General features: G+C 71.9%; 9 protein-coding genes and 2 pseudogenes. 4 read left to right on the top strand and 7 right to left on the bottom strand.

Going from position 1 to position 17,273, the window contains the following annotated elements:
• The 3 genes from EAO75_RS03960 to EAO75_RS03950 form a co-directional block, all read right to left on the bottom strand.
• On the bottom strand, positions 1-2,858 hold a 2,858-nt coding region (locus EAO75_RS03960; RefSeq protein WP_261989141.1), incomplete at its 3' end, for an ATP-dependent helicase.
• A 114-nt stretch (positions 2,859-2,972) separates the two neighbouring features.
• Entirely contained in the window at positions 2,973-6,428 is a 3,456-nt protein-coding gene (locus EAO75_RS03955; RefSeq protein ID WP_147993589.1) for an ATP-dependent helicase, read from the bottom strand.
• Positions 6,429-6,685: 257 nt separating this feature from the next.
• On the bottom strand, positions 6,686-7,114 hold the full coding sequence (locus tag EAO75_RS03950) for an MGMT family protein (RefSeq protein WP_261989140.1): 429 nt from the start codon (positions 7,112-7,114) through the stop codon (positions 6,686-6,688).
• Positions 7,115-7,300: 186 nt separating this feature from the next.
• Here EAO75_RS03950 and EAO75_RS03945 point away from each other — a divergent pair, with 186 nt between their 5' ends.
• The 3 genes from EAO75_RS03945 (at position 7,301) to EAO75_RS03935 (ending at position 13,481) form a co-directional block, all read left to right on the top strand.
• Positions 7,301-10,096, top strand: a complete 2,796-nt coding sequence (locus EAO75_RS03945) for a YbhN family protein (RefSeq protein WP_187284297.1) — start codon at positions 7,301-7,303, stop codon at positions 10,094-10,096.
• Positions 10,097-10,245: 149 nt separating this feature from the next.
• On the top strand, positions 10,246-11,796 hold the full coding sequence (locus EAO75_RS03940; RefSeq protein ID WP_147993586.1) for an alpha/beta hydrolase: 1,551 nt from the start codon (positions 10,246-10,248) through the stop codon (positions 11,794-11,796).
• Positions 11,797-11,930: 134 nt separating this feature from the next.
• Positions 11,931-13,481, top strand: coding sequence for an alpha/beta hydrolase (locus tag EAO75_RS03935; RefSeq protein WP_147993585.1), 1,551 nt, complete (start codon positions 11,931-11,933; stop codon positions 13,479-13,481).
• A 104-nt stretch (positions 13,482-13,585) separates the two neighbouring features.
• Here EAO75_RS03935 and moeZ read toward each other — a convergent pair whose 3' ends face one another.
• Positions 13,586-14,764 (bottom strand): adenylyltransferase/sulfurtransferase MoeZ, encoded by a 1,179-nt coding sequence (moeZ, locus tag EAO75_RS03930; protein ID WP_147993584.1) that lies wholly within the window; start codon positions 14,762-14,764, stop codon positions 13,586-13,588.
• Between the two features lie 63 nt (positions 14,765-14,827).
• Entirely contained in the window at positions 14,828-15,475 is a 648-nt protein-coding gene (locus tag EAO75_RS03925) for a spherulation-specific family 4 protein (RefSeq protein ID WP_147993583.1), read from the bottom strand.
• Between the two features lie 5 nt (positions 15,476-15,480).
• Between EAO75_RS03925 and EAO75_RS48485 the strand changes: the two are divergent.
• Positions 15,481-15,579: pseudogene (locus tag EAO75_RS48485) on the top strand (hypothetical protein); the annotation flags it as partial.
• On the opposite strand, the gene EAO75_RS03915 reads toward EAO75_RS48485, so the two are convergent.
• Positions 15,534-16,619, bottom strand: coding sequence for an NAD-dependent epimerase/dehydratase family protein (locus tag EAO75_RS03915; RefSeq protein ID WP_410092196.1), 1,086 nt, complete (start codon positions 16,617-16,619; stop codon positions 15,534-15,536). The pseudogene EAO75_RS48485 and the gene EAO75_RS03915 overlap by 46 nt on opposite strands.
• Before the next feature lie 350 nt (positions 16,620-16,969).
• Positions 16,970-17,273 (bottom strand): annotated as a pseudogene (locus EAO75_RS03910) (hypothetical protein); the annotation flags it as partial.

Genomic DNA, 17,273 nt, shown 5'->3' with positions numbered 1-17,273 from the left:
GCTGCTGACCGAGGAGCCGGTCGCCGAGATGAACTGTGAGGAACCGCCCAACCAGGATGTCGGTGCGGGCCGATAGGCTCGTGACCATGAGCCAGACCCCGGACAGCGCCGTCCGCACGTACATCGAGCAGCACCGTGCCGCCTTCCTCGACGACCTCGCCGAATGGCTGCGGGATGGTCGGGCGGTCCGGGCGGTCGGTGGTCCAGGAGTCCCAGTTGTCGTCTTCCTCGAAGGGGTCGTCCTGGTCGGAGAAGTCCTCGGGGAGTGGTTCGTCGTCCTCCGGCGGCGCAGGCCATTCCGGGTCGTCGTGCTCATCCGGGTCGTGTGTCGCGGCCGGGTGGCCGTCCTCGTGGGAGGCGAGGTTCTCCAGGTGGGCGAGGACCGTCTCGGCGGCCGCTCGGCGTCGGGTCAGGGCGGCCTCGTCGAGGGGCAGGGGCCACAGCTGGTCGGCGGTGTCCCGGTGCAGGGCCGGGTTCTCCTCGCCCTCGGCCGGCTCGTCCGACCACGCCTCGATCTCGCCGTACCCGGCGGCGCAGTGGTCGTACAGGGCGTGCAGGAAGTCGGAGGGGCCGCGGGGTTTCTTCTGGGAGGGGCCCCACCAGTGGCCGGAGCCGAGGAGCAGGGAGCGGGGGCGGGTGAAGGTGACGTAGCCGAGGCGGAGTTCCTCGGTGTGCTGGTGGTCCTTCATGGCCTCCTGGAAGGCCTTCAGGCCGCGGGAGTCCCAGGAGGCGACGTCGGGGAGGGTGTCGGTGTCGCCGCGCAGTTCGTGCGGGAGCACCTTGGCCTGGGCGGTCCACTTCTCGCGGCCCTGCGTGCTGGGGAAGGTGCCGGTGACCAGGCCGGGGACGACGACGACGTCCCACTCCAGGCCCTTGGACTTGTGCGCGGTGAGCACCTTGACGGTGTTCTCGCCGCCCGGGAGGGCGTTGTCGAGGCCCTTCTCGTACTGGGCGGCGGTGCGCAGGAAGCCGAGGAAGGCGAGCAGGGTCGCCTCGTTGTCGCCGGCCGCGAAGGAGGCGGCGATGTCGAGGAAGTTGGACAGGGTCTCGCGGCGTCGGGCGGCCAGCGCGTGCGGGGACGCCGACAGCTCCACTTCCAGGCCGGTGACGGCGAGGACGCGGTGCAGGACGTCCATGAGCGGGTCGGACAGGGAGCGGCGCAGGTCGCGCAGTTCGGTGGCGAGGCGGGCGAACCGCACGCGCGCGTCCGGCGAGAAGGGCAGCCCGTCGTGGTCCCTGTCGCCGTCCAGGGGCGTCTCCAGGAACGTGTCGAGGGCGTCCGCGAGCGAGATGACTTCGGCGGGGTCGACTCCCTCGACGGCTTCGGCGAGCCGGCGGTCGGGGTCGTCGTCGCCGTCCACGCGCGCGTGGGACACCAGCCTCCGTGCGCGGCGCCCCAGGAGGGCGAGGTCGCGCGGGCCGATGCGCCAGCGGGGGCCGGTGAGCAGGCGGACCAGGGAGGCGTTGGCGCCGGGGTCCTGGAGGACTTCGCAGACGGCGACCAGGTCGGCGATCTCGGGCAGATGCAGCAGCCCGGACAGGCCGACCACCTCGACCGGGATGTCGCGGGCGACGAGCGCGCCCTGGATCTCGGCGAAGTCGGTGGCCGTACGGCACAGGACGGCGATCTCGGCGGGTGCCTTGCCGGTGTTCACGAGGTGGGCGACGGAGTCGGCGATCCAGTCGATCTCCTCGGCGTGGGTGGGCAGCAGCGCGCAGCGGACGGTGCCGTCGCGCTCGGCTCCGGGGGCCGGGCGCAGGGCCTGAACGCCCGCGTGCATGGCGCGCAGGGGCTCCGCGAGGCCGTTGGCGAGGTCGAGGAGGCGGCCGCCGCTGCGGCGGTTCTCGCTGAGCGCCTGGCGGGTGGCGGGGCGGCCGCCGGCGTGGGCGAAGTGCTCGGGGAAGTCGTCGAGGTTGGCGACGGAGGCGCCGCGCCAACCGTAGATCGCCTGGCAGGGGTCGCCGACGGCGGTCACCGGGTGGCCGGTGCCTTCGCCGAACAGGCCTGCCAGGAGGACGCGTTGGGCGACGGAGGTGTCCTGGTACTCGTCCAGCAGGACCACACGGAACTCGTCGCGCAGGATGCGGCCCACTTCGGGGATCTTGGCGAGCTGTGCCGACAGGGCGATCTGGTCGCCGAAGTCGAGCAGGTCTCGTTCGCGTTTGGCGGCGCGGTAGCGGACCACGAGATCGGCGAGTTCGCGTCGGGCCGCCGCCGCTTCGGGGACCTTGCGCAGGTCGGTGTTGGTGAGCTTGGCGCCCTGAAGGGTGAGCAGCAGTGCGGCGTCGTGCGCGCGCAGGGCCTCGGGCCGTACGAGGTGCTCGGCGAGTTCGGCGTCGAGGTTGAGGAGGTCGCTGACGAGGTCGGCGAAGGAGCGGGTGAGGGCCGGGTAGGGGCCCGGGGCCTCGCGCAGCACGCGTGCGGCGAGCTGGAAGCGGGTGGCGTCGGCGAGCAGCCGGGAGGTCGGTTCGAGGCCGATGCGCAGGCCGTGGTCGGTCAGCAGGCGGCCCGCGAAGGCGTGGTACGTGGAGATCACCGGCTCGCCGGGCGGGTTGTCCGGGTCGATGACGTCGGGGTCGGTGACGCCGGCTCTGACGAGCGCCTTGCGGACGCGCTCGGCGAGTTCACCGGCGGCCTTGTTGGTGAAGGTCAGGCCGAGGACCTGCTCGGGGGCGACCTGGCCGGTGCCGACCAGCCACACCACACGGGCCGCCATCACCGTCGTCTTGCCCGATCCGGCTCCGGCCACGATCACCTGCGGGGCGGGCGGCGCGGTGATGCACGCCGTCTGCTCCGGAGTGAACGGGATGCCGAGGAGCTCCTTGAGCTGCTCGGGATCGGTGATACGGGCGGACATCTCAGAGAGGCTAGCGGCGGGCACTGACACTCGATGCCGGACCGGCCTTCGGGCCGTAGGAAGCGCAGGTCAGCACGGGTGGTGCGATCGGTCACTCCGGATACTGACGGTGCGTCACTCGACCACGTGCCGTCCTTCGGGCCGCGCGCTGCACGATGCCCGGAACGCGCAGTGCGTGCAGTGTTGTCCCGCGCTGGGTGTGAACCGCTCGTCGAGGACCTTGCCCGCGGCCGTGGCCAGCAGGTCGCCGACCCACTGCCCCTCCGGGCCGTCCAGCGGCTCCTGCCCCTGCACCTTGGGCAGCGTCTCGCCGCCGTCCCGCTTGGCGGCGCCCTGGCGCAGTTGGACGAGTTCGGCGCCGCCCGGCTCGGGGTGCACGCCGTCGAAGGCCTCGTCGACGGCGCCCTCGCGGACGGCGAGCTGATAGACGGCGAGCTGTGGGTGGCGGGCCACCTCGGCCGCGCTGGGCGCCTGCTTGCCGGTCTTGAAGTCGACCACGTATGCGCGTCCTTCGCCGTCGGTCTCGACGCGGTCCATCTGGCCGCGGATGCGCACCTCGAAGTCTCCGGCCGCCAGGGTCACGTCGAAGTCGTGCTCGCTCGCCACCGGTGTGCGCCCGGTGCGGTCCATCACGTGCCACTTCAGGAAGCGTTCGAGCGCCACGCGCGCGTTGCCCTTCTCCTGGGCCGACTTCCACGGCGCGTCGAAGGCCAGCGCGTTCCACACGGAGTCGAGGCGCTCCATGAGGACGTCGAGGTCGGCCGGGGTGTGTCCGGAGGCGACCTCGTCGGCGAGGACGTGCACCACGTTGCCGAAGCCCTGGGCGACGGTGGCGGGGGCGTCGGCCTTCACCTCGCGGCCCAGGAACCATTGGAGGGCGCAGGTGTTGGCGAGCTGGTCGAGGGCGCTTCCCGAGAGGACGACGGGCTGGTCGCGGCCCCGCAGCGGCACCTTGGACTCGGTCGGCTCGAACATGCCCCACCAGCGGTAGGGGTGCGCTGCGGGGACCAGCGGGCGGCCGTCCTCGTCGGCGAGTGCCGCCAGCCGGGCCAGTCGGCGGGCCGCGGCCTCCCTGAGGGTGTCCGACGCGCGCGGGTCGACCGTCGTCGCCCTCAGTTCGGCGACGAGCGCGGCGACGGCCAGCGGGCGGCGCGGGCGGCCCGTCACGTCCCTCGGCTCCACACCGAGCTCGGTCAGGAAGCGGGAGGGCTGGTCGCCGTCGTCGGCCGGTGCCTTCACCGCCGTGACGACCAGGCGCTCACGCGCGCGTGTGGTGGCGACGTAGAACAGGCGGCGCTCCTCTGCCAGCAGCGCCCCCGGGGTGAGCGGCTCGGCGAGTCCGTCGCGGCCGATGCGGTCGGCCTCCAGGAGGGAGCCGCGGCGGCGCAGGTCCGGCCACAGGCCCTCCTGGACGCCCGCGACGACGACCAGGCGCCATTCGAGGCCCTTGGAGCGGTGCGCGGTCATCAGGCGCACGGCGTCGGGGCGTACGGCACGCCGCGTGAGGGTGTCGGCGGCGATGTCCTCGGCCTGGATCTCCTCCAGGAAGTTCAGGGTGCCCCGGCCACCGGTGCGCTCCTCCGCGCGGGCGGCCGTCGCGAACAGTGCGCATACGGCGTCCAGGTCGCGGTCGGCGTTGCGTCCGGCGGCGCCGCCGCGGCGGGCGGTGCGCTCCAGGCGGGTGGGCCACGGTGTGCCCTCCCACAGGTCCCACAGCGCCTCCTCGGCCGTACCGCCGCCCGCGAGGCGCTCACGGGCCTTGCGGAGCAGTGCGCCGAGCCGCTGGGCGCCACGCGCGTACGTGGGGTCGTGCACCGCGAGCCGCTCCGGCTCGGCCAGGGCCCGCGCGAGCAGGTCGTCGGAGGGCGGCGGCAGGGCGTTGCCCGCGGCCCGCTCCTCCTCGCGCAGGGCGCGGCCGAGCCGGCGAAGGTCGGCGGCGTCCATGCCGGCGAGGGGGGAGGCGAGCAGGGTGAGGGCGGTCTCGGTGTCGAGCCATGCCGGCTCGGGCTCGTCCTGCGGTTCCGGCTCGTCCGACTCATCCGAGTCCGGTTCGTCCGAATCCGACTCGTCCGAGTCCGGCCCATCCGAGTCCTCCGGCTCATCCGAGTCCGGCCCACCCGGTTCCACCGGCTCCCCCGACTCCTCGGCCGAAGCCTCCTCCCCAGCACGTACCGCAGCCTCCGCCGTCGCCACCGCCCGCAACGCCGTCAGCAGGGGTGCTACCGCCGGCTCATGGCGCAGTGGCAGATCGTCACCGTCGATGTCCAGGGGCACCCCGGCGGCCGTGAGCGCACGGCGCACCGTCGGGATCGTGCGCGCCCCCGCGCGCACCAGGACGGCCATCTCGCCCCAGGGCACGCCGTCCTCCAGGTGGGCGCGGCGCAGGATGTCGGCGATGTTGTCCAGCTCGGTGCCGGGCGTCGGGTAGGTGAAGACCTCGACGCGGCCGCCCTCGCGGACCGGGGCGAGCTCGCGGTGGGCGCGCACCTTCTCCGCCGGGAGCCGGGTGAGCGGCATGCGCTGGGTCAGCAACCGGGTCGCGGCCAGCAGGCCGGTCCCGGAGCGGCGGGAGGTGCGCAGGACCTCGACGGGCGCGGGGCGGCCGTCCGCGCGCGGGAAGGCGTGCGGGAACTCCAGGATGCCGTTCACGTCGGCGCCCCGGAACGCGTAGATCGACTGGTCGGGGTCACCGAAGGCGACCAGGGCGCGGCCGTCGCCGGCGAGGGCGCGCAGCAGCCGTACCTGCGCCGGATCGGTGTCCTGGTACTCGTCGACGTACACGGCGTCGTACTGCGCGGCGAGTCGCGCAGCGGACTCGGGGCGGCGGGCGAGGAGTACCGCGCGGTGGACCAGTTCGGCGTAGTCGAGCACGCCCTGCATGTCGAGCACGTCGAGGTACTCGGCGAGGAAGGCGGCCGCGGCGCGCCAGTCGGGGCGGCCGATGCGGCGGGCGAAGGCGTCCAGGGCGTCGGGGGCGAGGCCCAGCTCGCGGCTGCGGGCGAGGACCGCGCGGACCTCGTCGGCGAAGCCGCGCGTGGTCAGGCAGGCGCGCAGTTCGTCCGGCCAGCGCACATGGGCGAGTCCGAGCCGCTCCAGGTCGGGCTGGCCCGCGAGCAGCTCACGCACGGTCACGTCCTGCTCGGGGCCGGACAGCAGCCGCAGCGGCTCCGCGAACAGGTCGCTGTCCTGGTGGGCGCGGACCAGGGCGTAGCAGAACGAGTGGAACGTCGTCGCCCGGGGCGCGCGGGCCGCCCCGATGCGCAGCGCCATGCGGTCGCGCAGTTCCACCGCGGCCTTGCGGCTGAACGTCAACACCAGGATGCGCTCGGGGTCCCCGCCGCGGGCGATGCGCGCCCCCACCGACTCGACGAGCGTGGTGGTCTTGCCGGTGCCAGGACCTGCGAGGACGAGCAGTGGGCCGGTGTCGTGGTCAACCACGGCACGCTGTGCGGCGTCCAGACGAGGGGGAACCGTTCGGACCGCAGGGGTACGCACCAGCCGGTAAGCGCCACGGGCCCCCTGTCGCACCTGTGGGTGCGACAGGCGCCTGGTGGAGAAAGAGGAGCTCACGTGGTTCGCCGGTCCTGGTGGGTGTGCTGGTGGTTCGCCCCTCGCGCGTGGAGGGCGGTGGCCGCGGGATGAGGGGGTCACATGCAGCCGACGCTACGCCGAGGGGCGGTGCGGAAGCAGGGCTTCCGATTCATCCCTCGGGGCACTCGTGGCACGTGCGTCCCTCGCCTCACGAACGTACGTCATGCCACGGACGTGCCCTCTTTCCCCCGTACGGATCACAGGTCACACGGCGGGCGGTCGGATGGCGGAAGCTGTCAGGTGTGATCCTGTGCGCGTCCGCCGCCGTCCCACCGCGCCCGCTTCATGTCCAGGCGTGGCAGGTGGCCCTCGGCGGCCCTGCTCGCCTCCTTCAGGGGCGTGCCCTCCGCCCGGTAGTGCTCCAGCGCTCTGAGCTCGTGGCCGGGCAGCAGGGCCCCGTCCGAGCGGACCACGCGCCACCACGGAACGGCTCCCCCGTAGAGGGCCATGACACGGCCGACCTGCCGGGGGCCGCCTTCCTCCAGCCATTCGGCGACGTCCCCGTACGTCATGACGCGCCCCGGCGGGATCAGCTCGGTGACATCGAGGACCCGCTCGGCGTACGCCGGCAGCTCGTCGGCGTGCTCCCGAGGGACATCGGCGTACTCCGGACGGGCTTCGTCATCGGGCGGACGGGCGCCGTCCGGAAGGCTCTCCTCGCTCATCCGCCCCATCCTGCCCCACGGCACCGACAATGTGACGCGCTCGCCACTGTGCGTATCCCTCGCCCCGGGGCGGCGCTTCGGGCAGACTGTGCGCCCCCGCATTTGCACCCTGATGCCCCCGTGTGTCGGTGGAGCATGCCACCATCGTGCGGGCGGTGACTGGTGATACGAGACCAAGAAGAGACGATGAAGCAGCAGGGTGTGCACCCGGAGGACGCGGAAAGCACCTCTGACGCTTCGTCGCGCCCTGACACCGTGAACGCCGGCAAGAAGGACCCCGGCGAGAGCGACGACAGCACGAAGCACGAGGTCGGCAAGGGCGCCGACCCGAGCGACGACGGCCGCAAGGCCGTCGAGGGCAAGGGCGGCCACGACCTCGAACTCGACGAGGTGCCCGTGGACGAGGTCGAGGGCGACGAACCGCTGCTCCCCGCGCGCGTGCACCGTCCGTCCGACCTGATGCGGCTCCTGGTGGGCGTGCTCGGCATCGCCCTGCTGCTCGCGATCGCCGCGTTCGCGCACGGGACGACCTCGGGCCTCGAACAGGACATCAACAAGGGCACCGGGCAGGCGCCCGACTTGTTCAGCAAGATGGCCGGGCTGGTGTCCAGCATCGCGATCCTGCTGGTGCCGGTCGCCTTCGCGATCGAGCGGCTGATCAAGCGGGACGGGCTGCGCATCGCCGACGGCGTCCTCGCGGCGGTCCTCGCGCACGGTGTGACACTCGCCACCGACCTGTGGGTCGCGCGAGGCGCACCCGACTCCATCCGGGACGCCCTCACCCAGCCCTCGCCCGGCGACGTCGGCTCCCTCACCGACCCCGTGCACGGCTACCTCGCGCCGGTCATCGCGTACATGACGGCCGTGGGCATGTCCCGCAGACCCCGCTGGCGTGCGGTGCTGTGGGCGGTCCTGGTCCTGTACGCGTTCTCCATGCTGGTCACCGGCTACACCACGCCGTTCTCGATCATCCTGACGCTGCTGATCGGCTGGACCGTCGCCTACGGCACGCTGTACGCGGTCGGCTCGCCCAACGTCCGGCCGACCGGACGGACGCTGATGGCGGGCCTCAGGCACGTCGGCTTCCGCCCGGTGAGCGCGGCCCGCGAGGAGGTCTCCGAGGAGAGCGGCGACCGCGGCCGGCGCTACTTCGTCACCCTCGAGGACGGCCCGCCGCTGGATGTGACGGTGGTCGACCGGGAGCAGCAGGCTCAGGGCTTCTTCTATCGCGCGTGGCGCAATCTGACGCTGCGCGGCTTCGCCACCCGCTCCAGCCTCCAGTCGCTGCGCCAGGCCCTGGAGCAGGAGGCGCTCCTCGCCTACGCGGCCATCGCGGCCGGCGCCAACGCGCCCAAGCTGATCGCCACCTCCGAGCTGGGCCCGGACGCCGTGATGCTGGTCTACGAGCACACCGGCGGCCACACCCTGGACTCACTGTCGGACGACGAGATCACCGACGACCTGTTGCGCGGCACCTGGCGCCAGGCCAAGGCGTTGCAGTCGCGGCGGATCGCGCATCGCAGGCTCGTGGGTGACGCGATTTTGGTGGATCGTTCCGGCAAGGTGATCATCACAGATCTGCGCATCGGTGAGATCGCGGCCAACAGTCTGCTGCTGCGCATGGACATCTCCCAGCTGCTGGTGACGCTCGGCCTGCGCGTCGGCGCGGAGCGCGCGGTGTCCTCGGCGGTGGGCGTGCTCGGCCCCGACGCCGTGGCCGACTGCCTGCCGATGCTCCAGCCGATCGCGCTGAGCCGCTCCACGCGCGCGACGCTGCGCCGACTGGCCCGCGAGCGTGCCCAGCGCGAGCGCGACGCCGTACTGGAAGCGTCCCGGCAGGCCAAGCACGCCCGCAGCGAGGAGGCCACGGCCGACACCGGGGTCACACTCGACAAGCCGGACAAAAAGACCGTACGGGCGCAGGCGCGGGCTGAGAAGCGGGCCATCGACGACGCCCTGGACGAGGCGCGCGAGGAGGATCTCCTCACGCTGATCCGCCACGAGGTGCTGCTCATCAGGCCGCAGGCACCGGTCGAGCCGGCCCGGCTGGAGCGGGTGCGGCCGCGCACGCTGATCAGTTTCATCGCCGGCGCCATCGGCGCGTACTTCCTGCTGACGCAGCTCACCCACATCGAGTTCGGCCCGCTCATCGCCAACGCCCAGTGGGGCTGGGTGGCGGCGGCCGTGCTCTTCTCGGCGGCCAGCTACGTCGCGGCGGCCATGGCCCTGCTGGGGTTCGTGCCCGAGCGGGTGCCGTTCCGGCGGACCGTGTCGGCGCAGGTCGCCGGGTCGTTCGTGAAGATCGTCGCGCCGCCCGCGGTCGGTGGTGTCGCCCTGAACACGCGTTTCCTTCAGCGCGCGGGAGTGCGGCCGGGGCTCGCGGTGGCGAGCGTGGGCGCGTCGCAGCTGTTCGGGCTCGGCTGTCACATCCTGATGCTGCTGTCCTTCGGCTATCTGACCGGCACCGAGAAGACGCCGTCGCTGTCGCCGTCCCGCACCGTCATCGCGGGTCTGCTGACGGTGGCGGTGCTGGTGCTCGTGGTGACCTCGGTGCCGTTCCTGCGCAAATTCGTCGTCACGCGCGTGAGGTCGCTGTTCGCGGGTGTCGTGCCGCGCATGCTCGACGTGCTCCAGCGGCCGCAGAAGCTGGTCACCGGCATCGGCGGCATGCTGCTGCTGACCGCCTGCTTTGTGATGTGCCTGGACGCGTCGATCCGGGCGTTCGGCAGCGAGGGGACCTCGCTGAGCATCGCCAGCGTCGCGGTCGTCTTCCTCGCGGGCAACGCGCTCGGCTCCGCTGCCCCGACCCCGGGCGGTGTGGGCGCGGTGGAGGCGACCCTGACCGTCGGTCTGATCGCCGTGGGCCTGCCCAGCGAGGTCGCCGCGCCCGCGGTGCTGCTGTTCCGTCTGCTGACGCTGTGGCTGCCGGTGCTGCCGGGCTGGCTTGCCTTCAACCAGCTGAGCCGGAAGGGCGCGCTGTAGCGCGAGGGGGCGTACCAGAGGGCGGCCGGGGCTTGGCGTACGGGGACCCGGTCGCCGTACGTTGGCAGGGCACGGAAGGTGAGGCGCGGCGGTACCTCGTACGGCCCGTGCCCCGAGCGCCCCACCACGTACGACGCCAGGATGGGACCATGCCGAAGCCTCCCCGGATGCGCGCCGCTGCCCTGACCGCCACCGCCCTGCTGATGTCCTTCCTGCTGGCGGGTTGCAGCGACGACGACTCCGGGAACGACGAGGATCTGACGGCGCAGGAACTGAGCTGGAAGGACTGTCCGGCCCCCTCCCAGGCGCAGGGCGGCGAGGGCAGCCCTTCCCCGCTGCCGGACGACGGCACCTGGCAGTGCGCCACGATGAAGGCGCCCCTCGACTGGGCCGACCCCAAGGGCGACACGATCGACATCGAGCTGATCCGGGTGAAGGCGAGCGGCCCCGAGAACCGGCGGATCGGCTCGCTGATCTACAACTTCGGTGGCCCCGGCGGCTCGGGCGTCACCGCACTGCCCGCCTTCGGCAACGACTACGAGAAGCTGCGCACCCGCTACGACCTGGTGAGCTTCGACCCGCGCGGGGTCGGCCGCAGCGAGCCCGTGCTGTGCGAGGACGACCAGCGGCTCGACGCCTACTTCCAGCAGGACTCCACGCCGGACGACACCGCCGAGCAGACCGAACTGGTGGACAACACCAAGGAGTTCAACGCGGCCTGCGAGAAGAAGTCCGAAGAGATGCTGCCGCGGGTGCGCACCACCGACGCGGCCCGCGACATGGACCTGATGCGCCAGGTCCTCGGCGACGACAAACTGCACTACTTCGGCATCTCCTACGGCACCGAACTCGGCGGCGTCTACGCCCATCTGTTCCCCGACAAGGTCGGCCGTGCCGTCTTCGACGCGGTGGTGGACCCGACGCAGACCTCCGAGCAGGGGGCCCTCGGGCAGGCCGCGGGATTCCAGCTCGCGCTCGACAACTTCGCCGCCGACTGCACCTCCAAGGTCGAGGACTGCCCGATCGGCGACACCGCCCAGGACGTGAAGGACCGCATCGCGAAGCTGCTGAAGGACCTCGACAGCAAGCCGATCGAAGGGATCTTCCCGCGCCGGCTGACCCAGTCAGCCGCGACCAACGGCATCGCGCAGGCGCTGTACTCGAAGGACTTCTGGCCCTACCTCACCCAGGGTCTCGAGGAGGCGTACGACGGCAGCGGCAGGGTCCTGATGCTGCTGTCCGACTCGATGAACGGGCGCAGTGAGAACGGCGAGTACAGCAACATCCACGCCGCCAACATCTCGATCAACTGCGCCGACGACAAGCCGCGGTACACCCCCGAGTACGTGCAGCGGAAGCTGCCCGAGTTCCGGTCCGCCTCGAACCTGTTCGGCGACTTCCTCGCCTGGTCCATGCTCAGCTGCACCGACTGGGCCCAGCCCGGGGCCGCCGACCATCCCGACGTCAGCGCGCCCGGTTCGGCACCGATCCTCGTCGTGGGCAACACGGGCGACCCGGCCACTCCGTACGAGGGCGCGCGGAAGATGGCGCAGGCGCTCGGCAAGGGCGTGGGCGTCGAGCTGACGTACAAGGGGCAGGGGCACGGGGCCTACGACAGCAAGAACAAGTGCGTGCAGGACGCCGTGAACGGTTATCTGCTGGACGGGAAGGTGCCGGCGGCCGGCACGGTGTGCTCCTGAGACCGCATCGGCGCATATGAATCCGCAGGTCAGAGAGTTATCCACAGGCCGCTACGGCCGTTTCGTGATCCGCCTACTATGGCCTGACCGCCATCCGCGGCACAGCGCGGACGGCCTGCGAGGGGGGAAGCGACATGACGCGTTTCGTACGGTGGACGGCCGTGGCGGCCGCTGCCGCGCTGCTGGCGACCGGGTGCAGTGGCGGTTCGTCCGACGGCCCGCAGGCCGGTGACAGGACGAGCGACGCGGCTTCGTCGGCGGCCGCCACCGGCTCGGCGGCCGCGCTGCCGTCCTCCCTGACCTCGCAGAAGCTCGGCTGGGGGCAGTGCAAGGCGACCAGGGACTCCCCCGCGCCGGGCGACGAGTGGCAGTGCGCGACGCTCAAGACGCCGCTGGACTGGGCGAAGCCGGACGGCGCGACGATCGACCTGGCGCTGATCCGGACCAAGGCGACCGGCGACGACCGGATCGGTTCGCTGCTGTTCAACTTCGGCGGCCCCGGCAGCTCGGGGGTGTCCACGATGCCCTGGTACGCCACCAGCACCTCCGAACTGGGCGAGCGGTACGACCTGGTGAGCTTCGACCCGCGCGGGGTGGGCGCCAGTGAGGGCGTGCGCTGCCGCAGCGACAGAGAGATCCAGGCCTCCGAGTCCGTGGACATCACGCCGGACACGGCGGCCGAGGAGACGGCCTACTTCCAGGACGCCGCCGCCTTCGGCAAGGGCTGTCAGAAGGCCGAGGGCACCCTGATGGCGCATGTGTCGACCACCGACACCGCCCGCGACATGGACCTGATGCGCCAGGTCCTCGGCGACAAGCAGATGCACTACTTCGGCATCTCCTACGGCACCGAACTCGGCGGCGTCTACGCCCACTTGTTCCCCGGCACCGTGGGGCGCATGATCCTGGACGCGGTCGTCGACCCGAGCGCAGACGCCACCGGGCACGCCGAGAACCAGGCCAGGGGCTTCCAGCGCGCGCTGGACAACTACCTGGAGTCCACCGGCCAGGGCGCCGAAGAAGGCACCCGGAAGATCGTGGCCCTGCTGAAGCGGATCGACGCGAGCCCGCTGCCCGCCTCTTCCGCCCGCAAGCTCACGGAGCCGCTCGCGCTCACCGGCATCATCAGGCCGCTGTACAGCGAGGCGAGCTGGCCGACCCTGACCAGCGCCCTGGAGGCGGCCGAGCGGGGCGACGGCTCGGAACTGCTGGCGCTCGCCGACCAGTACAACGACCGCGAGGCATCGGGGCGCTACGGCACGGGGACCCACTCGCAACGGGTCATATCGTGCTTGGACGACAAGCAGCGGCCGACGGTCGAGGAGACGAAGAAGCTGCTGCCGCGGTTCGAGAAGGTCTCGCCCGTGTTCGGGCCCATGCTCGGCTGGGACACGGCCGGCTGGTGCCACGACTGGCCGGTGGCCGGGCAGTACGACACCCCGGAGGTCAGCGCGCCGGGTGCGGCACCGATCCTGCTGGTCGGCAACACCGGCGACCCGGCGACGCCCTACGAGGGCACCCGCAAGATGGCGGACGAACTCGGCAAGGGCGTGGGGGTGACGCTCACATGGAAGGGCGAGGGCCACTCCGCGTACGGGAAGGGGAGCGACTGCGTCGACTCCGCGGTGAACGCGTATCTGCTTCAGGGGAAGGTGCCGCAGGACGGCAAGGTCTGCGCTTCCTAGGCGCCACCGCCCCGCAATTTCCTGCGCGACACACAGAGGCCCACCGCTCTGAACAGGTCAGCGCCGCGGGCCTCGTGTGTCCCGCCGGTCAGCGGGAAGGTCGATCAGTAGACCGGCTTGTCGGGCTCGATCTGGTTGACCCAGCCGATCACGCCGCCGCCGACGTGGACGGCGTCGGCGAAGCCCGCGGACTTCAGGACCGCGAGGACTTCCGCACTGCGGACACCCGTCTTGCAGTGCAAGACGATCTTCTTGTCCTGCGGGAGGCTCTCCAGGGCGGTACCCATGAGGAACTCGTTCTTCGGGATCAGGCGGGCGCCGGGGATCGAGACGATCTCGTACTCGTTGATCTCGCGGACATCGATGATGTCGATGTTCTCGCCGTCGTCGATCCACTCCTTGAGCTGCTTGGGAGTGATCGTCGAGCCGGCGGCGGCCTCCTGGGCCTCCTCGGAGACGACGCCGCAGAAGGCCTCGTAGTCGATGAGCTCGGTGACGGTCGGGTTCTCGCCGCAGACCGCGCAGTTCGGGTCCTTGCGGACCTTGACCTGGCGGTACTGCATCTCCAGGGCGTCGTAGATCATCAGGCGGCCGACCAGCGGCTCACCGATGCCCGCGAGCAGCTTGATGGCCTCGTTGACCTGGATGGAGCCGATGGACGCGCACAGCACGCCCAGCACGCCGCCCTCGGCGCAGGAGGGGACCATGCCCGGCGGCGGGGGCTCCGGGTACAGGCAGCGGTAGCAGGGGCCGTGCTCGGACCAGAAGACCGAGGCCTGGCCGTCGAAGCGGTAGATGGAGCCCCACACGTACGGCTTGTTCAGCAGCACGCAGGCGTCGTTGACCAGGTAGCGGGTCGCGAAGTTGTCCGTGCCGTCGACGATCAGGTCGTACTGGCTGAAGATGTCCATCACGTTGTCGGCTTCGAGCCGCTCCTCGTGAAGGATCACGTTCACGTACGGGTTGATGCCCTTGACGCTGTCGCGGGCGGACTCGGCCTTGGAGCGGCCGATGTCGGCCTGGCTGTGGATGATCTGGCGCTGGAGGTTCGACTCGTCGACCTCGTCGAACTCCACGATGCCGAGCGTGCCCACGCCCGCAGCGGCCAGGTACATCAGCGCCGGCGAGCCCAGGCCGCCGGCGCCCACACAGAGCACCTTGGCGTTCTTCAGCCGCTTCTGCCCGTCCATCCCCACGTCGGGGATGATCAGGTGGCGGGAGTACCTGCGAACCTCGTCTACGGTGAGCTCGGGGGCCGGCTCGACCAGGGGTGGCAGCGACACGGGGACTCCGTTGGTCGGTCGATCACTACGTTTGTTCTCCTGGTAACAGTGCCATGGCCTTTTTCATTCCGAGACACCTGTTCCGATCCGCGAGACGATTTCGTCCCAGTAGCCGGGCATCGTCTCCCAGGGGTCACTGCGGCCACCTCGGTCCGTGTGGTCGGTGAACCAGATCGTCGCGGCGCCCTGCCAGCGGGCGATGCGCAGTGCCTCGTCGAGATGACCGAGGGGCACTCCGTGGACGAAGTGGCAGAAGCGGTCGGGCGGATAGTCGGCCGTCCACTCCGCCACCTGCGACCAGCGGTAGTCACTCCAAGAGCCGCTGAAGGTGACGAGCTGGTCGGCGCACTCGGCGTAGCCGGGGTGCGGGTGGGTGCCGTGGCCCAGGACGATGTGGGCCTTGTCACGCAGTGCGCGCAGGGTGGTGATGGTGCGCAGGACCTCCGGCAATGCCGTGCCGTCGGTCGGACAGCGGTCCAGGAGGAAGCCGTCGACCCGATACCAGTCGAGGTAGCGGTGCGCCTTGGAGATCACCTCGCCGAGGACGCGGGCGCCGTGGGCCGTGCCGAGGTGGACCCGGTCGAGCGAGGCCGTGTCGAGGTTGCCGAGGACACGGACTCCGGCGTTGCGGAGTCGGCRGGCGGATTCGAGGCAGTGGGGGTCCGGGCGGGCGCCGGGGCCGTCGGCGACGTTGAGGACGACCCAGTCCACGGGCCATCTACCGCTTCGACGGCCAGGCCTCGGTCTTCTGGTCCGAGCACGGCCCCTGCTACCGCTGCCTGTACCCGGAGCCCCCGCCGCCGGGCATGGTCCCCTCCTGCGCCGAGGGCGGCGTGCTGGGCGTGCTGTGCGCGTCCATCGGCTCCATCCAGATATCGCCCAGGGACTCCTCGAGGTTGATCCGGGGGCGCCAGCCGAGCCGGTCGCGTGCGGTGCGTACGTCGGCCTGCTGCCAGCTGCCGCAGCCGTCCGGGTAGGCGACGGGGGCGGCGTGGGCCGCGTGCGTCGAGTGCACCGCGTGTGCGGTGGCGTGGACGGCGTGCGTCGCATGGTCCGGGTCGGTGCGCGGGTGGCCGATGGTCGGCCGCAACGGGCCGGGCGGGCCGTCGAGTTCGTGGAGGGCGCCGCCGTAGCCGGCCACGCGGGCGAGGACGGCGGCGGCGTCGCGCAGGCGGACGGCGCGGCCGGAGCCGATGTTGATGACGCCCTGCGCTGCGGAGAGGGAGGCGGCATGGACGGCGCGAGCCACGTCGCGGACGTCGATGAAGTCGCGTTGGGCGCCGAGGCCGGTGAGTTTCAGCTCGCCGTCGCCCGACTGCATGGCGCGGCGCATGGCCTCGGCGAGACGGCCGAGGGGGGAGCCGGCCGGGGTGCCGGGGCCCGCGGGCGAGAAGACGCGCAGGACGACGGCGTCCAGGCCGGAGCCCAGGACCAGTTCGGTGGCGGCGAGTTTGCTGACGCCGTACGGGCCGCCGGGGCGGGGGACGGCGTCCTCGGCCGTGGAGGAGCCGGGCTGGCTCGGGCCGTACTCGGCACCGCAACCGATCTGCACGAGGCGGGCGCCGCAGCCGCTGCGGCGCAGGGCCTCGCAGACGGTGGCGACGGCGACGGTGTTGTGGCGGGTGAGTTCGCGGGCACCGCCTCTCGTGGCGCCGGCGCAGTTGATGACGACGCCGGGGTGGACCGCGTCGAGGAAGCGGGTGAGGGCGCCGGGGCTGCCGGACGCGAGGTCGAAGCGGACGTCGGCGTCGTCGCCGCGGCCCAGTGCGGTGAGTTGGACCGCGGGGTCGGCGAGGAGGCGGTCGGCTACGAAGCGGCCCAGGTAGCCGTTGGCTCCGATCAGCAGGACTCTCATCGGGCGGCTCCCGGAGCCGAGGCGTGGTCGGATCCGGAGGTGATCATTTGGGGGTCTCCTTCTAGGACTTCAGGTTCTGGGGCTTCAGGTGGAGTGGCCTTCGGGCAGGGCTTCTGCGGGCGTGTGGGGGCGTATGCCTGCGGCGGCCTGTGCCGGTTCGGTGGGGGTTCGTGTGACGCCGACGGCCAGGGTGGGGTCGGGGCCGTGCCGGGGGGTGCGCGTCCTCGGTCGGGCGGTTGCTGTTGGCCTGGAGGTTCTGTTTCCTGACGACCGCCGCTGCGGGAGGACACCCCGCGGCACGTCCCTGTGCCGCCGTACGCAGGTGCCGCGCGTCGTCGGCTGATGTCGCGTCAGCATGCGTCGTCCGCCCTCGCATGTGCCGACGCCCTGGTGAGGGTGCGGGTCGCGTGGAGCAGGAGCGTCAGGGCGCCCGCCCCGCAGGCGATCGTGGGGATGGCTGCCGGGCCCCCTGCGTCGAGGAGGGCCTGGGCCGGGGTTCCCAGCCAGGCACAGCCGGGGAGACGGGCGGCGAAGACGGTCGCGACGGCGGTTCCCTCGGCCGAGGCCGCCGCAGGCATACGCCCCCACACGCCCGCAGAAGCCCTGCCCGAAGGCCACTCCACCTGAAGCCCCAGAACCTGAAGTCCTAGAAGG

It is taken from the genome of Streptomyces sp. UW30 (assembly GCF_008042075.1).
Taxonomy (GTDB): domain Bacteria; phylum Actinomycetota; class Actinomycetes; order Streptomycetales; family Streptomycetaceae; genus Streptomyces.
This window is presented reverse-complemented; position numbering and strand designations above follow the sequence as displayed.